This is a genomic window from Shewanella gelidii, from assembly GCF_014647855.1.
Classification (GTDB): Bacteria; Pseudomonadota; Gammaproteobacteria; order Enterobacterales; family Shewanellaceae; genus Shewanella; species Shewanella gelidii.
Map to the genome: position 1 here is coordinate 25,485 of NZ_BMPZ01000011.1, position 22,047 is coordinate 47,531.

Genomic DNA, 22,047 nt, shown 5'->3' on the forward strand with positions numbered 1-22,047 from the left:
AGTTATGCCCCCGCCTCTACTTTAGCTGCAGCTTTTTTCTTCTGATCGAGATAAACGAAGAAACGCTCAGTTGGTTTAACAAGCATTAATGACAATGCACCGCTAAAGAGTACAACTAGAGCCTGAACCACTTGGATCATTTCTCGGTCAATATTTGGGAAGTCAAACGATAGCTCTGCACCACCTTGATATAAAACCCCAAACAATAAGCTCGCAAGAATAATTCCAATGGGATGATTGCGACCAATCAAACATACTGCAATGCCGGTGAAGCCATATCCAGCAACAAAGTCGAGTTTGAGCTGGTAACTAAAACCTTGAACTTCATTTAAGCCGAGCATACCCGACAGCGCACCAGAAATCAGCATAACGACGATGGTCAGTTTCTTAGAGTTGATGCCACCGTACTCTGCTGCGCTAGGACTTGCTCCCATAGCTCGAATTGCAAAGCCCCAACGAGTACGCCACAACAGCAACCACACGAGAACACAGCAACCGAGGGCAATGAAAAAGCTAAGGTTCATTGGTGATTGAGAGAAGCTCAAGCCAAACCAAGCCACGATTTCATGGAATGCTGGCATAATTGCGGATTCTTCAAACAATCGAGAAACGGGTGCCATTTGACCGTCTAGCTTTAGAACGTTGACCATTAAGTAAACCATCAAAGCAGATGCAATGAAGTTAAACATAATGGTTGTAATCACAATATGGCTACCACGATAGGCCTGTAGATAGGCTGGGATCAACGCCCACAGCGCACCAAAAGCCATACTGGCTACCATTGTTATCGGCAAAATAGCCCAAAACGGCAGAGTGTGATCAAGTGCCAAACAAGCTAGGCCAACACCCAAGCCCCCCATGTAGGCTTGTCCTTCACCACCGATATTGAACAGGCCAGCAGAAAACGCGACCGCAACCGCTAAACCAGTGAAGATGAAGTTTGTTGCATAATACATGGTGTACCCGATGCCTTCTTGATATCCAAGAGCACCTGCAACCATGACTTGAGCGGCTTCAATAGGGTTAACATCGACAGCGACAAAAATAATTGCTGCAAATGCAAAAGCAAAAAAGATGTTGATTAAAGGTAAGACAATTACGTTTACCCAAGCTGGGATTTTAGAGTCGTTCATGACTGACCTCCGTTATCCGCAACTAGCTCATCAGGCATTATATTTGCCATCATCATTCCTAAAATTTTCTCGTTCGCTTGGTCTGCAGCGACTTCGCCAACAACCTGACCATCAAACATTACGATAATACGATCCGACAATGCCATGATCTCGTCAAGTTCGACTGATACCAGTAAGATCCCCTTACCTTCATCTCGTAACTCGACGATTCGTTTGTGGATAAATTCTATCGCACCGATATCCACACCACGGGTTGGTTGACCAATCAAGAGCACATCCGGGTTTTGATCGACTTCACGAGCAATAATCAATTTCTGCTGGTTACCCCCAGAAAACAGCGAGCTCCTTAATTTAGGATCTTGTGGTCTTACATCCCACTCCGCCATTAAACGTTCGCACTCTGACTGGATAACTTTCGGCTTATTCAATAAAGCGCCATTATATTTGTCTAGGTTTTGATGCCCTAAAATAGCAGACTCTTCGGCACTGAATTGCTTAATCAGTCCCATATGTAGTCGATCTTCAGGGATATGTCCGACACTCATTTTCCGCACTGAATCTGGAGAACTTGGGTTATCGGCGGTTATTTCTGTATCGCCAATTTTAATACTACCCGATGCTGGCGCCAGCAAGCCCGCTAAAGAGTTAATAAGCTCTGATTGACCATTACCAGAAACACCGGCAATACCAACGACCTCTCCAGAACGTATTTCCATTGACACTTTTTTAAGTCGGTCAACACCCATCACATCGGTGTAGGTTAAGTCGTGGGTCGAAACTAATGTCTTACTTGCTTCGGCTTGTTGCTTGTCCACTTTTAACCGAACTTTACGGCCGACCATGAGTTCTGCCAACTCTTCTTTATCTGTTTCTGCCGTTTTCCGGTGAGCGACCATTTCACCTTGACGCATAACTGATACGTTATTAGTCGCAGCCAAAATCTCACGTAATTTATGGGTAATCAGAAGAATCGTCACCCCTTGATCACGTAGCGCATCAAAAATATGGAACAGGTGATCGGTTTCCTGCGGCGTTAGCACCCCTGTCGGCTCATCTAGAATCAAAATTCTTGCGCCTCGATACAGGGCTTTTAGGATCTCAACCCGTTGCTGTAGACCAACAGGCAAATCCTCAATTAAAGCGTCAAGTGGGACATCAAGTTGATATTCTTTTGCCAGGCGTTCTAATTCTGTACGCGCTTTGCTTAAGCTTTCGTTTAGCATTGGCCCGCTTTCAGCACCCAATATGACATTTTCTAATACGGTAAAATTATCAATCAACATAAAGTGCTGATGCACCATCCCAATACCATGCGCAATCGCCTCTTTCGAGTTGGTAAGGTGTTGGGTTTGGCCATTAATCTTAATCTCGCCAGCATCTGCAGTGTAAAAACCATAGATGATGTTCATCAGCGTAGATTTACCTGCACCGTTTTCACCGATGATGCCGTGGATAGTACCTGCGGGAACCTGCAGGCTAATATTCTTGTTTGCATGAACGGCACCAAAGCGTTTATCAATGCCTTGAAGCTCTAATGCAAAATTAGTGTCGCTAGAATTGTTGGACATAGCTTATGTTTCTCTTTGCTGTCCTATGGAGCTTCCCTTTCTTTAACGCTAGCAAAAGAGTGGGAAATTTTTTGCAATAATAGGTATAGCTCGACCATTAAAGGAATAAAAGTGCAGCACCTTCGCAGGACAACTGCACTTTTAAACTAAATGGTTTTCAACTTAGTACTTACAAGTGTTGTCAGCCATGTAATCGTGAACTTTCAATTCGCCACTAACGATCTTGTTTGTGATGTCTTGAATCTTAGCTTCCATTTCTGGTGTTACTAAGTCACGGTTATACTTATCTAGAGCCCAGTTTACGCCGTTCTCTTTTAAGCCACGAGCTTCAAGACCTGTCTCGAACTCGCCTTTCTGACCCGCTTTAAATACTTCGTATGTTGCTAAACCTACACGCTTAACCATAGAGGTTAACATGACGCCTGGGTGCATGTAGTTTTGGTTTGAATCGACACCGATTGCATACTTGCCTTCATCTTTGGCTGCTTGGTATACACCAACGCCAGTGCCACCGGCTGCTGCGAATACAACATCAGCGCCTTTCGAGAACTGACTCTTCGTTAGTTCGGCACCACGCGCAGGATCAGACCAAGCAGACGGAGTAGAACCAGTCATGTTTTGGAAAACTTCTGCATCTTTATTGATGTACTTCGCGCCTTGCTCGTAGCCACAAGCAAATTTACGAATTAATGGGATATCCATACCACCAACGAAACCGACTTTCTGAGAGCCAGATTTCATTGCTGCTAACGCACCAACTAAGAAAGAACCTTCATGCTCTTTAAACACGATAGATTTTACATTCGGCAGGTCTACAACAGCATCGATAATAACGAATTGGCTTTCAGGGTATTTTTTTGCAACTTTTTCAAGAGCTGAGCCATACATGAAACCAACAACGACAACAGGGCTAAAACCGCGGCGCGCTAAACGCTCCAGGCCTTGCTCACGCTGCGCGTCATTAGCTGGTACAAATTCACGTACAGAAATATTGGTTTCTTCATTGAACTTCATTACGCCATTTTGATAAACCGCTTGGCTAAAAGATTTATCAAACTTGCCTGATGAGTCATAAGCCACTGCAGGTTTAAAATCAGCAGCGTTTGCAACAAATGAACATAGTGCTAACGACACAGCTGTCGCAGTAGCAGTTAGGATTTTCATCATGATTGTCCTCGTGGTATGTAGGTGTTTTATTTTATTCTGCGGATTAGCATTTTAATTAGCAGCTTAACCTGTTTCTTAACAAGCATAGCCTTTTATTGAACTAACCCAGTACAACACGAGAATAGAGCTTACAGCAGTAAAGTATACAATTACTAGAGTAATATGTGTCACAGATCTCACACAATTTCATTCTTCCTCGCAAAAACCAAACGTGTAATTTTATTACGTTTTTTGGCGAGCTGTGATCATTTAACCACGCCTTAAAGGTTAATTGGTCATACCAATTACTGGGAATAGTATTGTTTAGTTATTAGACTGTAATCTTGTTCGATATAAAAGAAAGTTAAACTCGCCTCTAGAGTGTTAAACCCTTAGTAATCGGCACTATACATTCACAAACCGATAACAAGTACATGTTCAACACAATAATTGTCCATAATAATGAACAATTATTTGCCATGTAGGAAAGTAACACTTTAAAAATTTTTGGCGATTTAACCAACGAAAACAATGTTGATTTAGCCCTCTAAATGGCTATATAACGGCGTTTAGCGAATTGTGAGCCGATTTAAATTTTTGAACGACAAGCCAACCAAGTGAACAATATTTAACCAGCAAAAACTAAACCGAAACGATTTACTTGACGAATTCAGTCGGGTAAAACTTAAGTTTTACCTTTTAAAGGATGATCAACTACCTCAACACAAATCACTAGTTAATCACATTGATTGACTTTTTAGTCATCCAGCGTCTTGTTTAGCATTCTGAACACGGAGCAAGTTGATGCAAAAACCTTAATCATTGACAGCCAAATGATAAAAAACAGCATCGCTATCACCCAGTGGATCTCGATAAACAGCAGACTTTAAGTACGTCATATTGAGCTTTTTCATCAAAGCTACCGAGGCATTATTTCTTGGATCAGCGATGGCGGTAAAGTATTGAATCGGTTGACTTGAGACTAAACCTTTTATCACACTTTGCGCAGCTTCAAAGGCATATCCTTTCCCCCAATATTGACGTTTAAAGCGCCAGCCGATTTCCAAGTTTGAATCGTCAAATTGCCCACTAAAGAAGTGTAGCGGCCGAATGAGTATAAATCCTAAAAACTCGCGAGGACAACTAGCTGTACCTATGGTTTCTACTTTCCACATGCCCCACCCTTTTTCTGGCGTGGTATAAGACATTAGCCTAGGTAAGTAGACCTCATCTAATTGTTGTTTTGTCGTTTTATTGCCGCCGTTAATATAGCGCATCACTTCAACGTCTTGGTCAAGTTCATAAAGCAGATCAGCGTCGTTTGGATTCATTAAACAAAATTGTAGTCGTTCGCTATTTTTAATCATATTCACCATTGCGTTGATATCTATGTTTAGGACAATTATCGTCAATTTGCAGCCAACTTGGTTGGCTACTCGTATAGATATGATATTTCGGCTCAATTAAACCTGGGTCATCAAGAGTTGCAATCGACAAAGTGATATAGTCGGGGTGCTGCAAATGACGGTAACTGACACTGCAGCCACATTGCTCACAAAAGCCACGTCTTATAAACTCCGATGATGCATACTCCTTTGGCGATGCAGTTAACCACTGAACCTGTCCGACTTTAAAGTCCATCCATACAGATACGACAGAGCCAGTTGTACGCTGACATTGACGACAGTGGCAGTAATCCGCGTCAAACGGCAAATCAGTGAATTGGTACTGAATAGAGCCACAGTCACACTGGCCTCGATATTTAGGCGTCGGTTGATTCATTCAATTTTCCTTTTTCGACAAATCATAGCGAAGAACAACGGTACTAAGATAATCCCAATTGTCGTCGCTAAAATCATTCCTCCAAGAATAGGTGTAGAGATTGATTGGCGACTATTCGCTCCGGGACCAATTGAAAGCACTAAAGGTAGCACACCAAGTATAAATGCTAGAGACGTCATTAAAATTGGTCTGAAGCGAAGTTTAGCAGCTTGTATTGTAGCCGAATATATATCGACACCAGATTTAACAAGTTGATTGGCATATTCAACTATTAAAATGGAATTTTTAGAAGCGAGCCCTATCAAGGCAATAAAAGCGACCTGAAAAAATAGATTATTTTCTATATCTAGTAAATATGCCGCAATACAAGCACCAAACATCGCAATTGGAGCGATCAAAATAACGGCTATCGGTACAGTCCAGCTTTCATACAATGCAGCAAGGAAAAGAAAGACAAAAACAGACGCCAGCAATAAAGCAATAACGGTTTGGTTATTCGACTTCACTTCCTGATAAGTTATCCCTGTCCATTCATAAGCGAAATCATTCCCTACAATAGGTTCGGCAACCTGATCGATCGCGGTAATAACATCTCCTGTCGCATAGCCCTGTGCCGGCGTTACACTAATTCCAATACTGCTAAACATATTGTAATGGGTCACAGCGGCAGGCCCCACGGTGTAACGATAGTGAATAAGCACGCCGATAGGAACCATAGCCCCTGAAGAAGCTCTCACATAATAGTTTTTTAATTGTTCAGGAAACTGCCGGTAGTCTTGCTCGGCTTGAACTTTTACCCGATAAACACGACCAAATAAATTGAAATCGTTGACGGTAGACGAATCTGTGAACGTTTTTATCGTGCTATAAATATCCGCTACATCGACCCCGATAGCCTTCGCCTTTTCTTCATCCACCTCAAGAAAAAGTTGCGGGATTTGTTCTTGAAGACTAATGCTTGCCGAAGCGACTTCAGGCCTCGCAGACAGCTGATGAACTAGGGTGTGTGCAGCTTCAGACAGGCCTTTAAAATTCGTGCCGGTTGTGTCTTGCAATTCCATTTCTACACCGGCACCGTTTCCCAAACCTGGAACCGTAGAGGGTAAAAAAAGGTGAAACTCAGCTTCTAAAATATGGGCAAGCTGCTGCTCAATCTGATGCATGACTTTTTTTACGGTTAAACCATCTTCTTCCCTTGCTGTCCAAGGTTTTAAAATAACTTCAAATTGACCATTGGCCTGATTCGATCCAGAACGCTTATTTTCACCTGCCAAGCTAAACGAAAAAGCAACTGCCTTGTGGTTCAATATAAAGTGTTCTGCTTTTTTGAGCACTTCTTGTGTACGGTTTACTGTCGCGCCACTAGACAAAGACATATCAATGAAGAAACGGCCTTGGTCTTCTTCAGGCATAAAACTTGCCGGTAAATTGGACATCAATATACTGGTGGTAACAATCATCAGTACAAAAAGAACTAAGCTCGTTTTTACCTTTTGAATCGCGGTTTTCACCAGATAAGAATAGTGATCTGTTAACTGGTTAATTTTACGGTTCAATACAATAAACACCCCCCGTTTTTCCTGTGTCGTTGGTTTCAGAATAAGCGCGCATAAAGCCGGACTTAGAGTTAAAGCGACAAGTGTAGAAATAAGCACTGATGTCGTGATTGCAAACGCAAACTCCCGATACAAGATACCGGTAATGCCAACTAGAAATGAAACAGGTACAAATACCGCAGCTAACACTAGACTCGTTGCTATTAAAGGACCGGTAAGCTCTTTCATCGCTTTTTGTGTGGCTTCTTTTGCACTAAGACCTTGCTCATTGATTAGCCTTTCTACATTTTCAACCACAACAATGGCATCATCAACAACTATTCCTATAGCTAAAACGAGAGCCAAAAGGCTAACCGTGTTAATCGTAAAACCGAAAGTGATCATTGCAGCCAAAGTACCAATTAGAGAAACCGGTACCGCAATTGCGGGAATGATTGTTGCGCGTACATTCTGTAAAAATAGATAAACCACCACAATAACTAGCAACAATGCCTCGACTAGAGTCAGAATGACTTCATAAATAGACTCTTCAATAAAAATAGATGCATCATAAAAAACCTGCCAATCAAGCCCCTGTGGGAACCTATTTGCGAGTTTATCCATAGCTTTTTTAACTGCACGTGTGACTTCCAGTGCATTCGCACCTGGCAATAAAAAAACTTGTAATATGGTTGCGTCTTGACCGTTTAGCTGAGATCTCAGTGTGTAAGCCGAAGAACCCAGTTCGACCCGTGCAATATCGCGTAACCGAACCTGAGACCCATCTTTGTTTGCTTTGACAATAATTTCTTTAAACTGATGAACGCTGCTCAGCCGACCGTTTGCTGTAATTGGTAAGGTTAAAGAGAGCGCGTCAGAATTTGGCTGTGATCCTATATTTCCAGCTGGTGACTCTTTATTTTGTGACTTAATTTCGCTAATGACATCGGCTGTCGTCAAACCATAGCCGGCCATAACATCAGGTTTTAACCAGATGCGCATCGCATAGCTTCTAGACCCTGTATTTCTAGTCTTGCCGACCCCAGGGATCCTTCGCAGAGCGGGTTCAATATTAATCGATGCGTAATTACTTAAATAGATTTCGTCAAACCTAGGATCGTCAGTGGTTAATGCCAATTTAAGCAGTTCAACCGTTGCCTCTTTCGATACAGTGACCCCTTCAGTTTGTACATCAATGGGGAGACTTCCGTTCGCCTGCTGTGTTGAATTTTGAGCATCCACAGCGGCAAGCTCTTCATCGGTCCCAACCTCAAAGGTCACAGTAAGATTAGTGCTTCCTGAATTGGTACTTTTAGAAGCCATATAGATCATGTTGGGTAGCCCATTAACCTCTTGCTCAAGCGGGGTGGCTACGGATTCAGCCGCTGTCGTCGCTGTCGCTCCAGGATAGGAAGCAGAGATCTTCACTTGTGGCGGTGTTATATAAGGGTATTGATCGACTGGTAAATGTAGCATTGCAATCGCACCAAGTAGCACGATGATTATCGAGATCACGCTTGCGAAAACAGGACGCGAAATAAAGAATTGAGCCATATGACTTACTCCTCTACTTGTAACGATACTTGAGAGGAGATTTCTAAGTTTCTCGTTTCTTCTAGTTTTCTGTACTCTTCAATTGTTAACGGGGTTGCTAATTGACCATGTCTTACGCGGTGCATGCCTTCGACAATGATATTTTCGCCAGATTTCAGGCCGCTTTTTACGATGACCCCTTGCTCAGTTTGGTGCTCGATGACAATGAAACGCTGTTCAACTCTGCCATTGGGCAATACGATCATGACATATACCCCGCCCTGCTCGATTTGAATGGCTTTTTGCGGTACTACAATACTATTTTCAATTTCATTAAGTTTGATGCGGACGTTAGTGTACTGACCGGGCAGCAGCTCTCTTTCAGGGTTTGGTAATACCGCCCGTACTTCAAAAGTACCAGTTTCCGGATTGACGGAAGGATCTGTGAAACTTATATCCCCCCAGTATCGATAATCGCTAGAATCGGGCAAGCTAATTTGTACGAATCCTTCAACCGTTTTTCCTTCGATATCCGCTTGACGCTCCTTGTACGCGGTCATATTACGGCGAATATTTAGATAATCGAGAGCAGACATATTAAAACTCACGAATATTGGGTCAACTTGCTTTACTACCGTAAGTAAAGATTGGCCTTTACTCCCGACTAGTGCACCAATATCAACTTCTGACTGCCCAACCAAACCCGATATCGGCGCTTTTATCTCGGTATAGCTTAATTCGAGCTGCTCTTCTTCAAGCTCGGCCAGACTTGCTTGCAAATTTGCATTTGCTTCTGCTTTCGCTGAAAGCGCATTGTCATAATCAAGTTGGCTAGCAGCATTCTTTTCATAGAGGGGCTTTAGCCGATTGACATCGCGTATCGTTTTTTCATAGATAACGCGTTGAGACTCTAGCTTGGCTTTTAAGCGATTAACTGCTGCGATATAGGGCAAACTGTCAATTTGATAAAGCGTATCACCTGCGTTAACCGCACTTCCTTCGATAAAAAGTTTATCTTCTACATAACCATCAATTCTTGCTCTAACTTCAACACTAATAGACGCTTTCGTTACGCCAATATATTCGCCATAAATTGGGATGGTTGCAGTTTCAACTTGCTGAACGATCACTTCTTTAGGCGTTTCAATGATGATTTCAGGTTTACAGCCTGCAATAGCGTAAATCACCATGATCAAGAGCAACGGTTTACAAAAACGACGGGGACGTGCGGTGAGCTTAAACGAGTTCGGCGAAGAAAAATCAAGGTGCTGATAAAACATAATGCGCTCCCGCAATATGAAAAAAGAATGAACAATAGACTAAGATGAGCAATCTAATTATTAAACTGGTCACACCACTCAAAATTATACCTATTACAAGGTATTGTCCATTGTTCTTTCAGCTTGATTTAAAAGCAAAGAACGTTTTACAAAGTGTACGATATTTATTCAGCAAACTGTTGGATTAGACTATTTCTTTTTGAAAGGTCCTTATCACTTTGACGACTACGGCTGAGCAGCGAGGATTCAATAAACAGTGAAAACCATGTGGCGAGTGAATTCGCATTTTCGGGTTCTCCGAAAACCTCTAAGACTAAGGCTGCGACTTCGGCAGTCCCTAATTGAAAATCTCGCTTTCCTTTGCGTAACGTGTAGGCTGCTGTTTTTTCAGGAGATATGGAAAGCATAGGCAATTGGTGTAAATAAGGGCTTTTACGAAACATTTTGATTGCCTCACGCCAGCTTCCATCCAAAATTACAAAAAGTGGCTTTTTGTTTTGATTCAATTTTTGCGGAAGCGTTTCGACTACCGTTTGAGATTCTGTCGCGTATTCACTTGGAAACACGATAAAGGGTTGGTATTGAGGATGGTTTAATAAATCTAATATTTTTCGATTCGTATGAGTTCTCGACCAAATATACGCGCGCACATCAGGGATTAAGTCAGCAATTAATCGACCACTATTACTCGGTTTCAACACTTCATCATCGTACATAATAAGCAAAAATGAAGCATTTGAATTCAATTGCTTACGATAGCGACAAGTACAATGTTTCTGAGCAAGGAGGCACAATTCACAGCGGAGTAGGTTTTTGCCGCGGGCGCTAAAAGGTTTGCTGGAAATCGCTTTTCGGTATTGAAATAAACGATGAACTGCATGCTCGGGCTTTTTCAAGAAACTATCCTAGAGCCATCTCAATCATATATGGCTTACATAATTGTGTTAAAACGCCAGCTAATTATAGCTGGCGTAACAAGTTCAGTACTTTTAGAATTGCCTTTAAAGAATACGGCGTAGTAAAAAGTCTGCTTTTAAGCGCCTTATCCGATTCAGAAGTTTTTTCACAACTTTGGGGTAACTATCTAGCGAATCGATTTGGCTGTAGTGCTTTAAACATTGTGAGTGCTCAAGAATGTAGTTTTGCTCTTTCTCAAAGTCTGATTGCCAAATTCCATCCACATCATGAAGTAACAAGCCATTTTCTATATCTAAAGCCCAAGCTCTGGGGTTCAGATTGCTGCCCGTCAATAAATGGCGGTTGCCATCAGCACTGATGCCTTTTAAATGGAAACTATTGCGATCATGCTTCCATAAATGAATTCGTAGCAAACCTTTATCGATAGCCCATTGATGTTTACGAACAAACTTACGCAGCATTTGTTCATACAAATAAGGTAAACCACCTATCGTTGAAAACTTATCTTCTGGTGGTATATAGAAATCGTTAGAGGTTTTATCGCCAACAACAATATCTATCTGCTTGCCTTTGCGTAAGTGTTTTGCCAGCGCTCGAACCAACACGAAAGGAGGGTTAAAATAAGGAGTGCAAATAAATAACGACTCTTTAGACTCTGCGACCATTGCAACAACGGCTTTATTAAGAGCGTTCTTTTTCCGCCCAAGCCCAACAAATGGCGTAATTCTCGGCCCTGTCTTAACCCCTTCGAATTGATACTTAGCGGTTGATAATCGTTTTTTAAAACGACGAACATCTGCTTTCGTTGGTAACTTTTCAAGCTCTTTCGATTGGGTCAAGGAACTGCATGCTTTATCTTCAATCAGATACTTTTGCACCATTTGCCGCATTGAATGCGCGAGTTGTGCTGATTCCACAACATGATAACGGTCGAAACGATATTTCTCATCGTGATGTAGATAGATATTATTTAAACTTGCGCCGCTATAGATTACGGTATCATCAACAATAAACCCTTTCAGGTGCAACACGCCCATCAACTCTTTGGACTTCACAGGTACGCCAAGAATATCGAATGGGTGGGCAGTATTCTCCATGACTTTTTTATACATGAAGTAGTTGCCGCTATCTCCTTTTTGGCCAATCAACCCACGACGAGCTCGGTGGAAATCCACTAAAACTTCTATCTTAAGTTGTGGATTTGATTGCTTAGCATCGACGAGTGCTTGCATAATCTCACGACCACACTCATCGTCTTCAAGATAAAGCGCTGTGATTAATATCGAAGCCTGCGCATTCGCAATGCGACTTAATAGTTCTGTACGGAAATTCTTTGGTGTCAGTAACCAAGAAATATCACCCGAACAAATTGGTATTCCACCTAGCTTTTCAAGCAAGGCATCCTCCTAATATCGTCATTTGTAGTTTGAATACGGCATCACTTCAATGCAACTACAAACCAATTATTCATGTTGCTGTAACTATTTTTGCTAGACCAAATTGAGCGCAACTTAGTTTAGCGCAGGTCTTTTCATGACCTAAATTTGTGCATCAAACAAAGGCAATAGAAACTACCCATTTCCGACCTTAACAGCAAGTGCTTTCTCTTTTTTTTGGCCAGAAAACCACGATTTCAAACGAAAAACAGTCGCGAAAATGACGAATTCACAACCTGTTTTGCATTCGAGTACTTATGACACCTAAATCTTTATAACGAAACGACGAGTGACAAAGCTGTAATTTTGTTTGAAAAACGCCATAATTGGTCATAATTTCAAACAAGTGATGTGTTTAAGTGACTAGACTTTCCTTTCTACTTTATTCTGCTATTTTGTGCATAAGCACAAGCTTGCAAGCCCAAGATATCAACAAGCTTGAGCCCTCTATTCTAGAGGCATTCCCACCATCTTCAGTTTATGCTGCATATATCTATGATCTAGAATCGAATAAAGTTTTGCTCTCAAAAAATAGTGAGCAACTCATGTCTCCAGCAAGCACGCTAAAACTTCTCACTGCAGTAGCCGCAACTCGTGTATTGGGTAACGATTTTAGATTCAAAACCGATATTGCAACGAAGCACGCAGTTCATTCGGAGCGCATCCTAGGTAACCTTTATATCCGCTTTCATGGCGATCCTACATTGAGTTCAGATAGCCTGATGAGTTTGTTACAAGGTTTAAAACAAAAGGGAGTTAAACGTGTAGATGGTGATGTGATTTTAGTGGGTGATGATCAAGCCCCTTCGAAAGCACCAGGCTGGGTGTGGGATGATTTAGGGATCTGCTATGCAGCACCTGTGTCGGCATTTATGATCGATGGCAACTGCGTACCGGCTGCACTCGTCCCTCAATTAGCAACTTACGTTGGCAAAGTGGTGAAGAAACGCAACCTCCCCATTACCGTAAACAGTAACGCAACCTTTGACAAAAAGAGACAGCAAGCGTTTTGCAAGCTAGAGATGACTAGTACCTATAAAAACTATTTTTATTTAACCGGTTGTCATCAAGGCGATCGGTCGCTGAACCTAGAAATTGCAGTAAATAACCCGAAACAGTTTGCTCTGGATATTGTTCGTCAACAGCTCAATAGCCTAAATATCAAGGTTAGAGGTCAAATTCGCTTAACCGATGTTTCACCAATGGGGTTAGTCACCATAGGAACTGTGTATTCCCCTCCGCTCTCACAAATGGTTGAAGCCGTCCTTTTAGAGTCCAATAACTTAATTAGTGATGGCCTATTAAAGCAACTAGGTCGTCAATTGTATGGAGGAAAGCAGAGTTTTGAGAAAGGTGTTGCGGCATTAAAGCGTACGATTCAAAGAGAAGGTATCGACTTATCAGAGGCCGTAATTGTTGATGGTTCCGGGCTTTCTCGATACAACCTCATCTCTGCAACGCAACTGGCGAACGTTTTGAAGCTCATTGCGACGCGGCCCTTATACCAACGCATATTACAAAACTTACCCATTGCTGGTGTTTCAGGAACATTAAAATATCGGGCAGGATTTAATCGCGAAACGCTTCGCCATCGAGTTCAAGCTAAAACAGGCTCCATGCAAGGCATGTCCAATTTCGCTGGTTTTATAATGAATAAGCAAGGTGAACCTACTTACGCTTTTGTCATACTAGAAAACGGACTTAGTTTGAATGGTAAAACGACCAATGCAGCGACTGCACTTGCGAAGTTTATCTCAAAAAAATAAGCCATTGTGATTCCATAATGGCTTATTTTTATATAACAAACCCATATTTTTTATGAGTTAAAACAGGCTCTCATCAATAGCCATCACACTTTGGTCACCTGTGCGGAGTAGACTTAAGTGATAATTTGCTTTGGTTAGTAGTTTTTCAAAATAAAAATGGGTCAACTGTTGCTTCGCACGTGCAAACTCTTTATCCATATTCACTGCAGCTGACTCGGTCATTTTTAGCCAGAAGTATCCATAAAGTATATAGCCGAATGCATCTAGACTATCGACTGCACAAGCATTAATTAATGCAGATTGTTGATGACGTTTGTCTTTTATCTCAGCAATCACTTCAACAAATTTATTAATCAAGCCAAAGAGTTGATTTTTATATTGCGACTCGACATGGGACATATCGTCTAGCTCTTGCTGGATATCTGTCACAAGCTCCTTCAATGCAAATAGATCGTCTCCTATCAACTTTCGCCCTAGAAAATCTATTGCCTGTATACCATTGGTACCTTCATAAATTTGAGCGATTCTGGTGTCTCGAACGAGTTGTTCAATTCCAGTCTCACGAATATATCCATGGCCACCAAAGACTTGCTGGGCAGTTATTGTGGCCTCTAAGCCCCTATCCGTCAAAAATGCTTTAGCAACGGGTGTTAACAAACCAACAAGACGGTCAGCCTTTTTCTGTTCTTCACCTGTGGCGTGTTTTGCTACATCGAGCTGTTTCCCGGTAAACACGGCTAACGCACGACCAGCATCGGTCAAAGTTCTTATATTGAGAAGCATCCGGCGGACGTCTCCGTGAACAATGATTGGGTCCCCTTGTTTATTCCCTGAGCCGCCTTGGGCGGCTTTGCCTTGAATACGTTCTTTCGCGTATTCAGCTGCCATTTGATAAGCGGCTTGAGAACTACCCAACCCTTGAATACCAATGGCTAAGCGCTCGTAGTTCATCATGGTAAACATACAAACTAAGCCACGGTTAGCTCGTCCGACAAGGAACCCTTGTGCATTGTCATAGTTCATCACGCACGTTGATGATCCCTTAAGACCCATTTTGTGTTCAATAGATCCCACAGTAACACCGTTGCTACCAGCAAGTTCACCACAGTCAGAGACCTTATACTTTGGAACCAAAAACAAAGAAATACCGTCCGTATCAGGAAGTTTCGCCAATACAAGGTGGATGACATTTTCTGTTAAATCATGATCACCACCGGTGATAAAAATCTTACTACCGGTAATATGGTGGCTGCCATCTGCTTGGGGGACAGCTTTTGTTCGTATGTTCCGGAGATCAGAGCCTGCTTGAGGTTCTGTCATATCCATTGCCCCAGCCCACTCTCCTGAATAAAGTTTAGGTAGAAATTTGTCTTTTAGTGACTCACTCGCATGTGCATGAATACATAGTGCGGCGCCTGCCGTTAAAGAGCCATACAGGGTGAATGCATTACAACCGCTGTAAGACATCTCATCGACTAAAACACCAAGCATTTTAGGCATGCCCATACCACCAAAATTAGATTCGCCGCATAAACCAACCCACCCACCTTCAACGTATTGAGCGTAGACATCTCGATAACCGTCTGGCGTAATGACTTTGCCGTCGATAAACTGAACCCCTTGCTCATCGCCCTCTCGATTCAAAGGATGAATTAGCTCTCGACTCACTTTATCAGCTTCATCCAGTATTGCTGCGGCGGTATCTATATCAACCGCCTCTGCAATCGCAGGGTATTTTGACCACGTATTCGAGGCATCAAAAACATGTTCAAGCAGGAAGCGCATTTCTGTCAAAGGAGCGGTATAAGGGTTCATTAGCTAGTCTCAAACGTTAAATTAAAACAGTTGTTTTAATTTATACTGTTCGATAGACAAAAGGAAGCAATTTATTTTTGTAATCATTTGAAGAAGAGGAACAAAAAGCAGAACAATTGAGACGGGTTATAATATGACTTAAACGGTGCTTGCATACTAAAAATGCCAACGCCCGATTCCTTTTAATATCTAAAAGGAAACGGGAATAAGGTCAGTTTTTAATTGATAAGCCAGTTACCACATTAAATCATCAGGAATAGCATAGTCTGCATACGGGTCGTCCTCTTCAATCTCTGGTTGAGAGCCAGCAGCGTCCCATAAGTAGCCACACCATTCCGGAACTAGTAACTGAACGCGTTCCGCTAATTTATGTGGTACAACGTAACTTTTGTCTTCGTAACGAACAATACCGAGTTTGCCACTGAGTAGTTGCTTCTGGATGGCTTCATCAACGTATATCGAGAAAATTTTTGTATCCAGCGTGTAGTTAAACTTTATTTCAGAATGACTACTTAACGTTACCGCAAACTTTTTAAACTCTGTAATTAGGCCGCGGACAAGCCCTTTGTCACTGGCTTCTTTGAAGCGCTGTTCATTCAGGGCTTTATCTTTCGCAATTTGTTCTTGTTTCTTGGAAGCAATCTCTTGTTTTAGCGTTTCACTTCCATCATCAATATTTGCTTTGCGATTACGCTTTTTCTTAGTTTTTGCGTCTCTGACTTTTTGCTTGCTCGTTAATCCAGCCTTCAGCAGCTGATCTTGTAATGCATTAGCCATGTAAACTCTCTTTAAATCTTTATGTATTTTGTCGTGAAGTTAATTGTGCATCACTCGCTTTCGCTTCAAGCCGAGTAACGTGTCGGCTTACTTAGCTTTGTTTCGTAATAGAATGATAGATTTCAGTAAGCGCACTTAATGGGTTTGCTGCCTTGGTTATCGGACGCCCAATAACCAAGTAATCGGAGCCCGCTCGCAATGCATCTTCGGGGGTCATCACGCGGTGCTGATCACCTACCGCGGCACCTGCTGGTCGAATACCTGGTGTTACCAATGAGAAATCTGCGCCGAATGCTGCCTTCAGTATACTTGCTTCTTTTGCGGAGCAAACGACCCCATCAAGTCCCGCTTGATGCGTTAGATTCGCAAGACGCTTCACATGCTCGACTGCCGGCACATTTATCCCCAACAAAGAAAGGTCTTCGTCTGACATTGATGTTAACACTGTGACAGCGATCAATAGTGGCGCATCTTTCCCGTAGGGTTGTAACGCATTTTTTGCAGCTTCCATCATGGCAAGGCCGCCGCTCGCATGTACATTGGTCATCCATACACCGAGCTCTGCAGCAGCAGTAACCGCTTTTGCGACTGTATTTGGAATATCGTGAAACTTCAAATCTAAAAACAGTTCAAACTTCCGCTCATGAATATCTTTTACGAGTCCAGGTCCGAACAACGTAAACATTTCTTTGCCAACCTTTAGGCGACACATTTCCGGATCAAGCTGGTCGATTAAATTTAGCGCGGCTTTTTTATCGTCATAATCTAATGCGACTAAAATGGGTTTGCTTGTCATGGGTGTCTCCGGTTTTTGCAGGGTAATAATTTTATTGTGTTGATATGAAGCATTATTCGCCATCAAGTCCTCGAACGCGCTTAATCGCACCCCAACTTTTACAAGATGGGCAGTGCCAAAATAGCGAGTGGGCAGGAAAACCACACTCTTTGCAGCGATAGCTCGGGCGATATTTTATTTGTTGTTCGACTAATTTTTCGAGCATACCAAGACTTTGTTTCGCTTGGCCTTCTTCGGCTTGTTGCAAATGCATTTTCATCAAATGCTGGAAACCTTTCATTGTGGGTTGGCGATATAAATGTTCGAGAACAAGTGACTCTGCTTGCTCTATTTCATTGTTCTTAATTAAATGCTGAGCTAAAGCAATAACTGTGGATGCACCAGCACCTTTTTCTATCGCTTGTTGCAGCAATAATTGATAGCCACTTTCATCCTGTTGCTCTTGATAGACTTGGCTGACGACCGGCAGCGCGTCACAGAACAGTTCGGCATCTGCTTCTAGCAATTTGTACAATGTTTGTGAGCATAATTTACTTTCGCCCGACTCTAAATATTTTTGCGACAAAACTAAAAGCGCGCGGGCACAGTTACTATCGTGCTTCAAAGCGAGTTGTAATTGTTTGATCTGCTCTGAAATGGTGTCGGCTTCTTCAGCAAGTTGGCAAAAGAAATGAGCAATAAGAGGCTTAAGACTTTGCTGTCGTTTACGCTTTAGCCCTTTCGTTATATCTATCGCTTTTTGCCAATCTTTAGTCACTTGATAAATGTCTATCAACAGAGTTTCAGATTCCTCGGTGTGATCTTCTTGACGAACCAAATTAAGAAAAATCTCTTCTGCACGATCATAAAAGCCCGCAGCGAGATAATCTTTGCCCAGTTCCATCATGGCTTGATCACGTTGCTCTGTGGTAAGACTTGGCCTAGCAATTAAGTTTTGGTGGATACGAATCGAGCGGTCGACTTCACCTCGTTTGCGAAAAAGCGAACCTAATGAAAGATGCGTATCGATGGTTTCATCATCAACATCAAGCATGCTTATAAATAGATCGACCGCTTTGTCTGACTCGTTAGAGAGCAAAAAATTAAGTCCGGTAAAGTAATCTCGACTCAATTTTTTTTGCTGGTGTTGCTGATTCTGCCGTATGCTTCTACGCCCCATATACCAGCCATAACCGGCGGCAATAGGTAACAGCAGAAAAAGGATTTCTAGCATATTAAGCGTCTATTTCCTTCAACGCTGTGGTTTCTGCGGCTTCTAGTTTTTTATTTGCAGAACGTAATGCCAGCTTCATCTTCGCCAGTTGATAAAGTGTAAAAATCCAGCTAATCGCAAAGCCTGCTAAGAATACACTAGCAAGTAATACAGGGAGTCGAAACTCACCGCTAGCAATAAAATAATTAATAGTTACAACTTGTTCGTTTTGCGAACCGAGTAATAACGCAAGGAAAAACAGTAGTGCTACAACGATAGTTACGATAAATGACTTCACTTGAGACTCTCCTATGTTTCAATACAATGATTATCTAAGAAATTTATCACTCTTACTAGGGATTAAGAAAATTATAATCACATATTCTTGAGGTTACGCGCACAAAAAAGCCCCCTTTCGGAGGCCTTTTAAGACATTGCTAATTAAGCATTAACAGCGTCTACGCGCTCGCGCAGTTCTTTCCCTGGCTTAAAGTGCGGCACATACTTTCCATCCAATTCAACTGACGTTCCAGTTTTAGGGTTGCGACCAGTACGAGGCGCACGGTAATGAAGTGAAAAGCTACCAAATCCACGGATTTCAATACGCTCCCCGGATTCCAATGTTGTCGACATCTGCTCCAACATTTCTTTTATCGCATTTTCCACTTCTTTAGCCGACAGCTGCGACTGCCTAGTGGCAAGTTTTTCGATCAGTTCGGATTTTGTCATCCTAGCTACCCTCTATTATCAAGCCAAACACAGTCACCTAGCAGGGGCTTACGCCCCAGAACAACAGGCGATTATTTACGAGCTGCTTTGAACGCTTCTGCCATTGCATTGCTCATGACAGCTTCGTCTTGCTTGTTCAAGTTAGCCATCGCTTCCTTCTCTTCAGCTTCATCCTTAGCACGGATAGATAAGCTGATAGAACGGTTCTTGCGATCAACACCCATGAACTTAGCTTCTACTTTATCACCAACACTGTATACAGTTGATGCATCTTCGATACGCTCGCGAGAGATATCAGATACACGTAGGTAACCTTCTACAGTCTCAGCTAATTCAATTGTAACACCTTTTGCGTCAACTGCAGAAACTGTACCAGAAACTAGTACACCTTTCTTCTTGTCAGCAAGGTATGCATTGAATGGGTCGTCTTCAGTTTGTTTAACGCCTAAGCTAATGCGCTCACGTTCTGGGTCAACTGAAAGAACAACTGCGTGGATTTCGTCACCTTTCTTATAGTCAGATACAGCTTCTTCGCCAGTACCGTTCCAAGAAATGTCAGACAAGTGAACCAAACCGTCGATGCCACCGTCAAGACCGATAAAGATACCGAAGTCAGTAATAGACTTGATCTTACCTGAAACCTTGTCGCCTTTGTTGAAGCGAGTAGCGAAGTCATCCCATGGGTTAGTCTTACATTGCTTCAGACCTAGAGAGATACGACGACGTTCTTCGTCAATGTCTAGAACTAGAACTTCAACTTCATCACCTAGGTTAACAACCTTAGATGGGTGGATGTTCTTGTTAGTCCAATCCATTTCAGAAACGTGAACAAGACCTTCAACGCCTTCTTCGATTTCAACGAAACAACCGTAGTCAGTTAGGTTAGTTACGCGACCAGTTAACTTAGTGTTTTCTGGGTAGCGCTTGCTGATTTCTAACCATGGGTCTTCGCCAAGTTGCTTAAGACCTAGTGAAACACGAGTGCGCTCACGATCGTACTTAAGAACTTTAACGTTGATTTCGTCGCCAACATTTACGATTTCAGATGGGTGCTTAACACGCTTCCAAGCCATATCTGTGATATGTAGAAGACCGTCAACACCACCTAGGTCTACGAATGCACCGTAGTCAGTAAGGTTCTTAACGATACCCTTAACCGCTTGACCTTCTTGAAGGTTCTCAAGAAGAGCGTCACGCTCTGCACTGCTCTCAGACTCGATAACAGCACGACGAGAAACAACTACGTTGTTACGCTTCTGGTCTAGCTTGATTACTTTAAATTCTAATTCTTTGTTTTCTAGGTGAGCTGTGTCGCGAACTGGGCGAACGTCAACTAGAGAACCAGGTAGGAATGCACGGATTGTGTTGAGTTCAACAGTGAAACCGCCTTTAACCTTACCATTGATGACACCGATAACAGTTTCAGCATCTTCATAAGCTTTTTCTAGAACAATCCAAGCTTCGTGGCGCTTAGCTTTCTCGCGAGACAATTGAGTCTCACCGAAGCCATCTTCAACAGAGTCAAGCGCAACATCAACGCTATCACCTACTGCAACTTCAATTTCGCCTTGAGCGTTTTTGAATTGGTCAGCAGAGATTGGGCTTTCAGACTTAAGGCCAGCGTCTACAAGTACAGTACCGTTTTCGATACGTACAACAACACCGCTTACAATCGCGCCAGGGCGAAATTCTAAGTCTTGTAGAGATTGTTCAAACAGATCAGCAAAAGATTCAGTCATTTTTAAGTTACTTAATTTAATTAAACCACAGTCAATCCTAGACGTGGAGTCAGTAATATAATTTGTCTTTTCCCTAAGACAAATACCAAACAACGCAAGTGATTAACTTGCGTCAGATAATTTTTCAACAATATGCTTTAAGCAAAGCTCCAGCACTTGTTCAATTCCTATACCCGTCGTATCGATAACAAGCGCATCATCCGCAGCAACCAAAGGTGCGACTTCACGATTCATATCACGCTCATCACGCTCAATAATTTCGGCTAAAAGACGCTCGATATTACCATCGAAGCCCTTGTCCTGCAACTGATTATAGCGTCTTTGGGCCCTTTCTTCTGCGGAAGCAGTTAAATAAATTTTGGCTTTTGCATTCGGAAAAACGACGGTACCCATATCGCGACCATCAGCAATCAACCCAGGTTCTAAATTAAAGGCTCTTTGGCGACGCAATAATGCTTCGCGTACACGGGGGAATGCGGCAACTTTTGAAGCAGCATTCGAACATTCTTGGGTACGTATTTCCGAGGTTACATCCTCGGTTTCCAGCACGACTTTGATCGGCTCACTTGGGCCGCTTACTAAAAACTTAACGTCAAGATGCGCAGCGAGTAAACTAATCGCTTCTTCGTTATCCAACTCAACATTATGGTGAATCGCTGCAAGTGCGAGAACACGATAAATAGCACCACTATCAAGTAATTGCCAACCTAATCGGTCCGCAAGTAATTGACAAATTGTACCTTTTCCCGCACCACTTGGGCCGTCAACAGTGACAACAGGAGCCCGTTCTGACATATATTCCTCCACATTTAGTAATCATCTTCCGTGACGTAACCGAAAATGAGCGCGCGCATTATATACTATGTCTTCGAATAAAACTGCTTTATTTATCCTTAAAGCGA

Annotated in this window: 18 protein-coding genes; 1 reads left to right on the forward strand and 17 read right to left on the reverse strand. The window is 42.4% G+C overall.

Annotated features, from left to right (window positions below; all coding sequences use genetic code 11):
- Nucleotides 1–2 precede the first annotated feature (2 nt).
- From IEY18_RS15330 to pssA, 9 genes are all read right to left on the reverse strand, one after another.
- The gene (locus IEY18_RS15330) at nucleotides 3–1,133 is read right to left on the reverse strand and encodes an ABC transporter permease (protein WP_188922424.1); all 1,131 of its coding nucleotides are present in this window, start codon (nucleotides 1,131–1,133) and stop codon (nucleotides 3–5) included.
- Entirely contained in the window at nucleotides 1,130–2,701 is a 1,572-nt protein-coding gene (locus tag IEY18_RS15335) for an ABC transporter ATP-binding protein (RefSeq protein WP_188922426.1), read from the reverse strand. Before IEY18_RS15335 ends, IEY18_RS15330 begins: the two co-directional genes overlap by 4 nt.
- Before the next feature lie 162 nt (nucleotides 2,702–2,863).
- Nucleotides 2,864–3,868, reverse strand: coding sequence for a BMP family lipoprotein (locus IEY18_RS15340; protein ID WP_188922429.1), 1,005 nt, complete (start codon nucleotides 3,866–3,868; stop codon nucleotides 2,864–2,866).
- A gap of 794 nt (nucleotides 3,869–4,662) precedes the next feature.
- The gene (locus IEY18_RS15345; protein ID WP_188922431.1) at nucleotides 4,663–5,214 is read right to left on the reverse strand and encodes a GNAT family N-acetyltransferase; all 552 of its coding nucleotides are present in this window, start codon (nucleotides 5,212–5,214) and stop codon (nucleotides 4,663–4,665) included.
- Complete coding sequence (locus tag IEY18_RS15350; protein ID WP_188922433.1) at nucleotides 5,207–5,629, reverse strand: GFA family protein; 423 nt, start codon at nucleotides 5,627–5,629, stop codon at nucleotides 5,207–5,209. Before IEY18_RS15350 ends, IEY18_RS15345 begins: the two co-directional genes overlap by 8 nt.
- Nucleotides 5,626–8,718, reverse strand: a complete 3,093-nt coding sequence (locus IEY18_RS15355) for an efflux RND transporter permease subunit (protein ID WP_188922435.1) — start codon at nucleotides 8,716–8,718, stop codon at nucleotides 5,626–5,628. Before IEY18_RS15355 ends, IEY18_RS15350 begins: the two co-directional genes overlap by 4 nt.
- A 5-nt stretch (nucleotides 8,719–8,723) precedes the next feature.
- On the reverse strand, nucleotides 8,724–9,977 hold the full coding sequence (locus IEY18_RS15360) for an efflux RND transporter periplasmic adaptor subunit (protein ID WP_188922437.1): 1,254 nt from the start codon (nucleotides 9,975–9,977) through the stop codon (nucleotides 8,724–8,726).
- 164 nt (nucleotides 9,978–10,141) lie between these two features.
- The gene (locus tag IEY18_RS15365; protein WP_188922439.1) at nucleotides 10,142–10,873 is read right to left on the reverse strand and encodes a tRNA-uridine aminocarboxypropyltransferase; all 732 of its coding nucleotides are present in this window, start codon (nucleotides 10,871–10,873) and stop codon (nucleotides 10,142–10,144) included.
- Between the two features lie 105 nt (nucleotides 10,874–10,978).
- Entirely contained in the window at nucleotides 10,979–12,292 is a 1,314-nt protein-coding gene (pssA, locus tag IEY18_RS15370) for a CDP-diacylglycerol--serine O-phosphatidyltransferase (protein ID WP_188922441.1), read from the reverse strand.
- 398 nt (nucleotides 12,293–12,690) lie between these two features.
- Between pssA and dacB the strand changes: the two genes are divergently transcribed.
- On the forward strand, nucleotides 12,691–14,097 hold the full coding sequence (gene dacB, locus IEY18_RS15375; RefSeq protein ID WP_229779974.1) for a D-alanyl-D-alanine carboxypeptidase/D-alanyl-D-alanine endopeptidase: 1,407 nt from the start codon (nucleotides 12,691–12,693) through the stop codon (nucleotides 14,095–14,097).
- 57 nt (nucleotides 14,098–14,154) lie between these two features.
- Here the strand turns inward: dacB and IEY18_RS15380 are convergent, their stop codons facing one another.
- From IEY18_RS15380 to cmk, 8 genes are all read right to left on the reverse strand, one after another.
- On the reverse strand, nucleotides 14,155–15,912 hold the full coding sequence (locus IEY18_RS15380; RefSeq protein ID WP_188922445.1) for an acyl-CoA dehydrogenase family protein: 1,758 nt from the start codon (nucleotides 15,910–15,912) through the stop codon (nucleotides 14,155–14,157).
- 234 nt (nucleotides 15,913–16,146) lie between these two features.
- Entirely contained in the window at nucleotides 16,147–16,689 is a 543-nt protein-coding gene (locus IEY18_RS15385; protein ID WP_188922447.1) for a DUF2058 domain-containing protein, read from the reverse strand.
- A 91-nt stretch (nucleotides 16,690–16,780) separates the two neighbouring features.
- Nucleotides 16,781–17,485 (reverse strand): orotidine-5'-phosphate decarboxylase, encoded by a 705-nt coding sequence (gene pyrF / locus IEY18_RS15390; protein WP_188922449.1) that lies wholly within the window; start codon nucleotides 17,483–17,485, stop codon nucleotides 16,781–16,783.
- Nucleotides 17,486–17,537: 52 nt separating this feature from the next.
- Nucleotides 17,538–18,698 carry a lipopolysaccharide assembly protein LapB gene (gene lapB, locus IEY18_RS15395; RefSeq protein WP_188922451.1) on the reverse strand — a complete coding sequence of 387 codons (1,161 nt, stop codon included), beginning with the start codon at nucleotides 18,696–18,698 and terminating at the stop codon, nucleotides 17,538–17,540.
- Between the two features lies 1 nt (nucleotide 18,699).
- Nucleotides 18,700–18,975, reverse strand: coding sequence for a LapA family protein (locus IEY18_RS15400; protein ID WP_188922453.1), 276 nt, complete (start codon nucleotides 18,973–18,975; stop codon nucleotides 18,700–18,702).
- A gap of 143 nt (nucleotides 18,976–19,118) precedes the next feature.
- Nucleotides 19,119–19,406, reverse strand: coding sequence for an integration host factor subunit beta (gene ihfB / locus IEY18_RS15405; RefSeq protein WP_188922455.1), 288 nt, complete (start codon nucleotides 19,404–19,406; stop codon nucleotides 19,119–19,121).
- A 71-nt stretch (nucleotides 19,407–19,477) separates the two neighbouring features.
- Nucleotides 19,478–21,145, reverse strand: a complete 1,668-nt coding sequence (rpsA, locus tag IEY18_RS15410) for a 30S ribosomal protein S1 (RefSeq protein WP_188922457.1) — start codon at nucleotides 21,143–21,145, stop codon at nucleotides 19,478–19,480.
- 102 nt (nucleotides 21,146–21,247) lie between these two features.
- Nucleotides 21,248–21,940 (reverse strand): (d)CMP kinase, encoded by a 693-nt coding sequence (cmk, locus tag IEY18_RS15415; protein WP_188922459.1) that lies wholly within the window; start codon nucleotides 21,938–21,940, stop codon nucleotides 21,248–21,250.
- Between the last annotated feature and the right edge of the window lie 107 nt (nucleotides 21,941–22,047).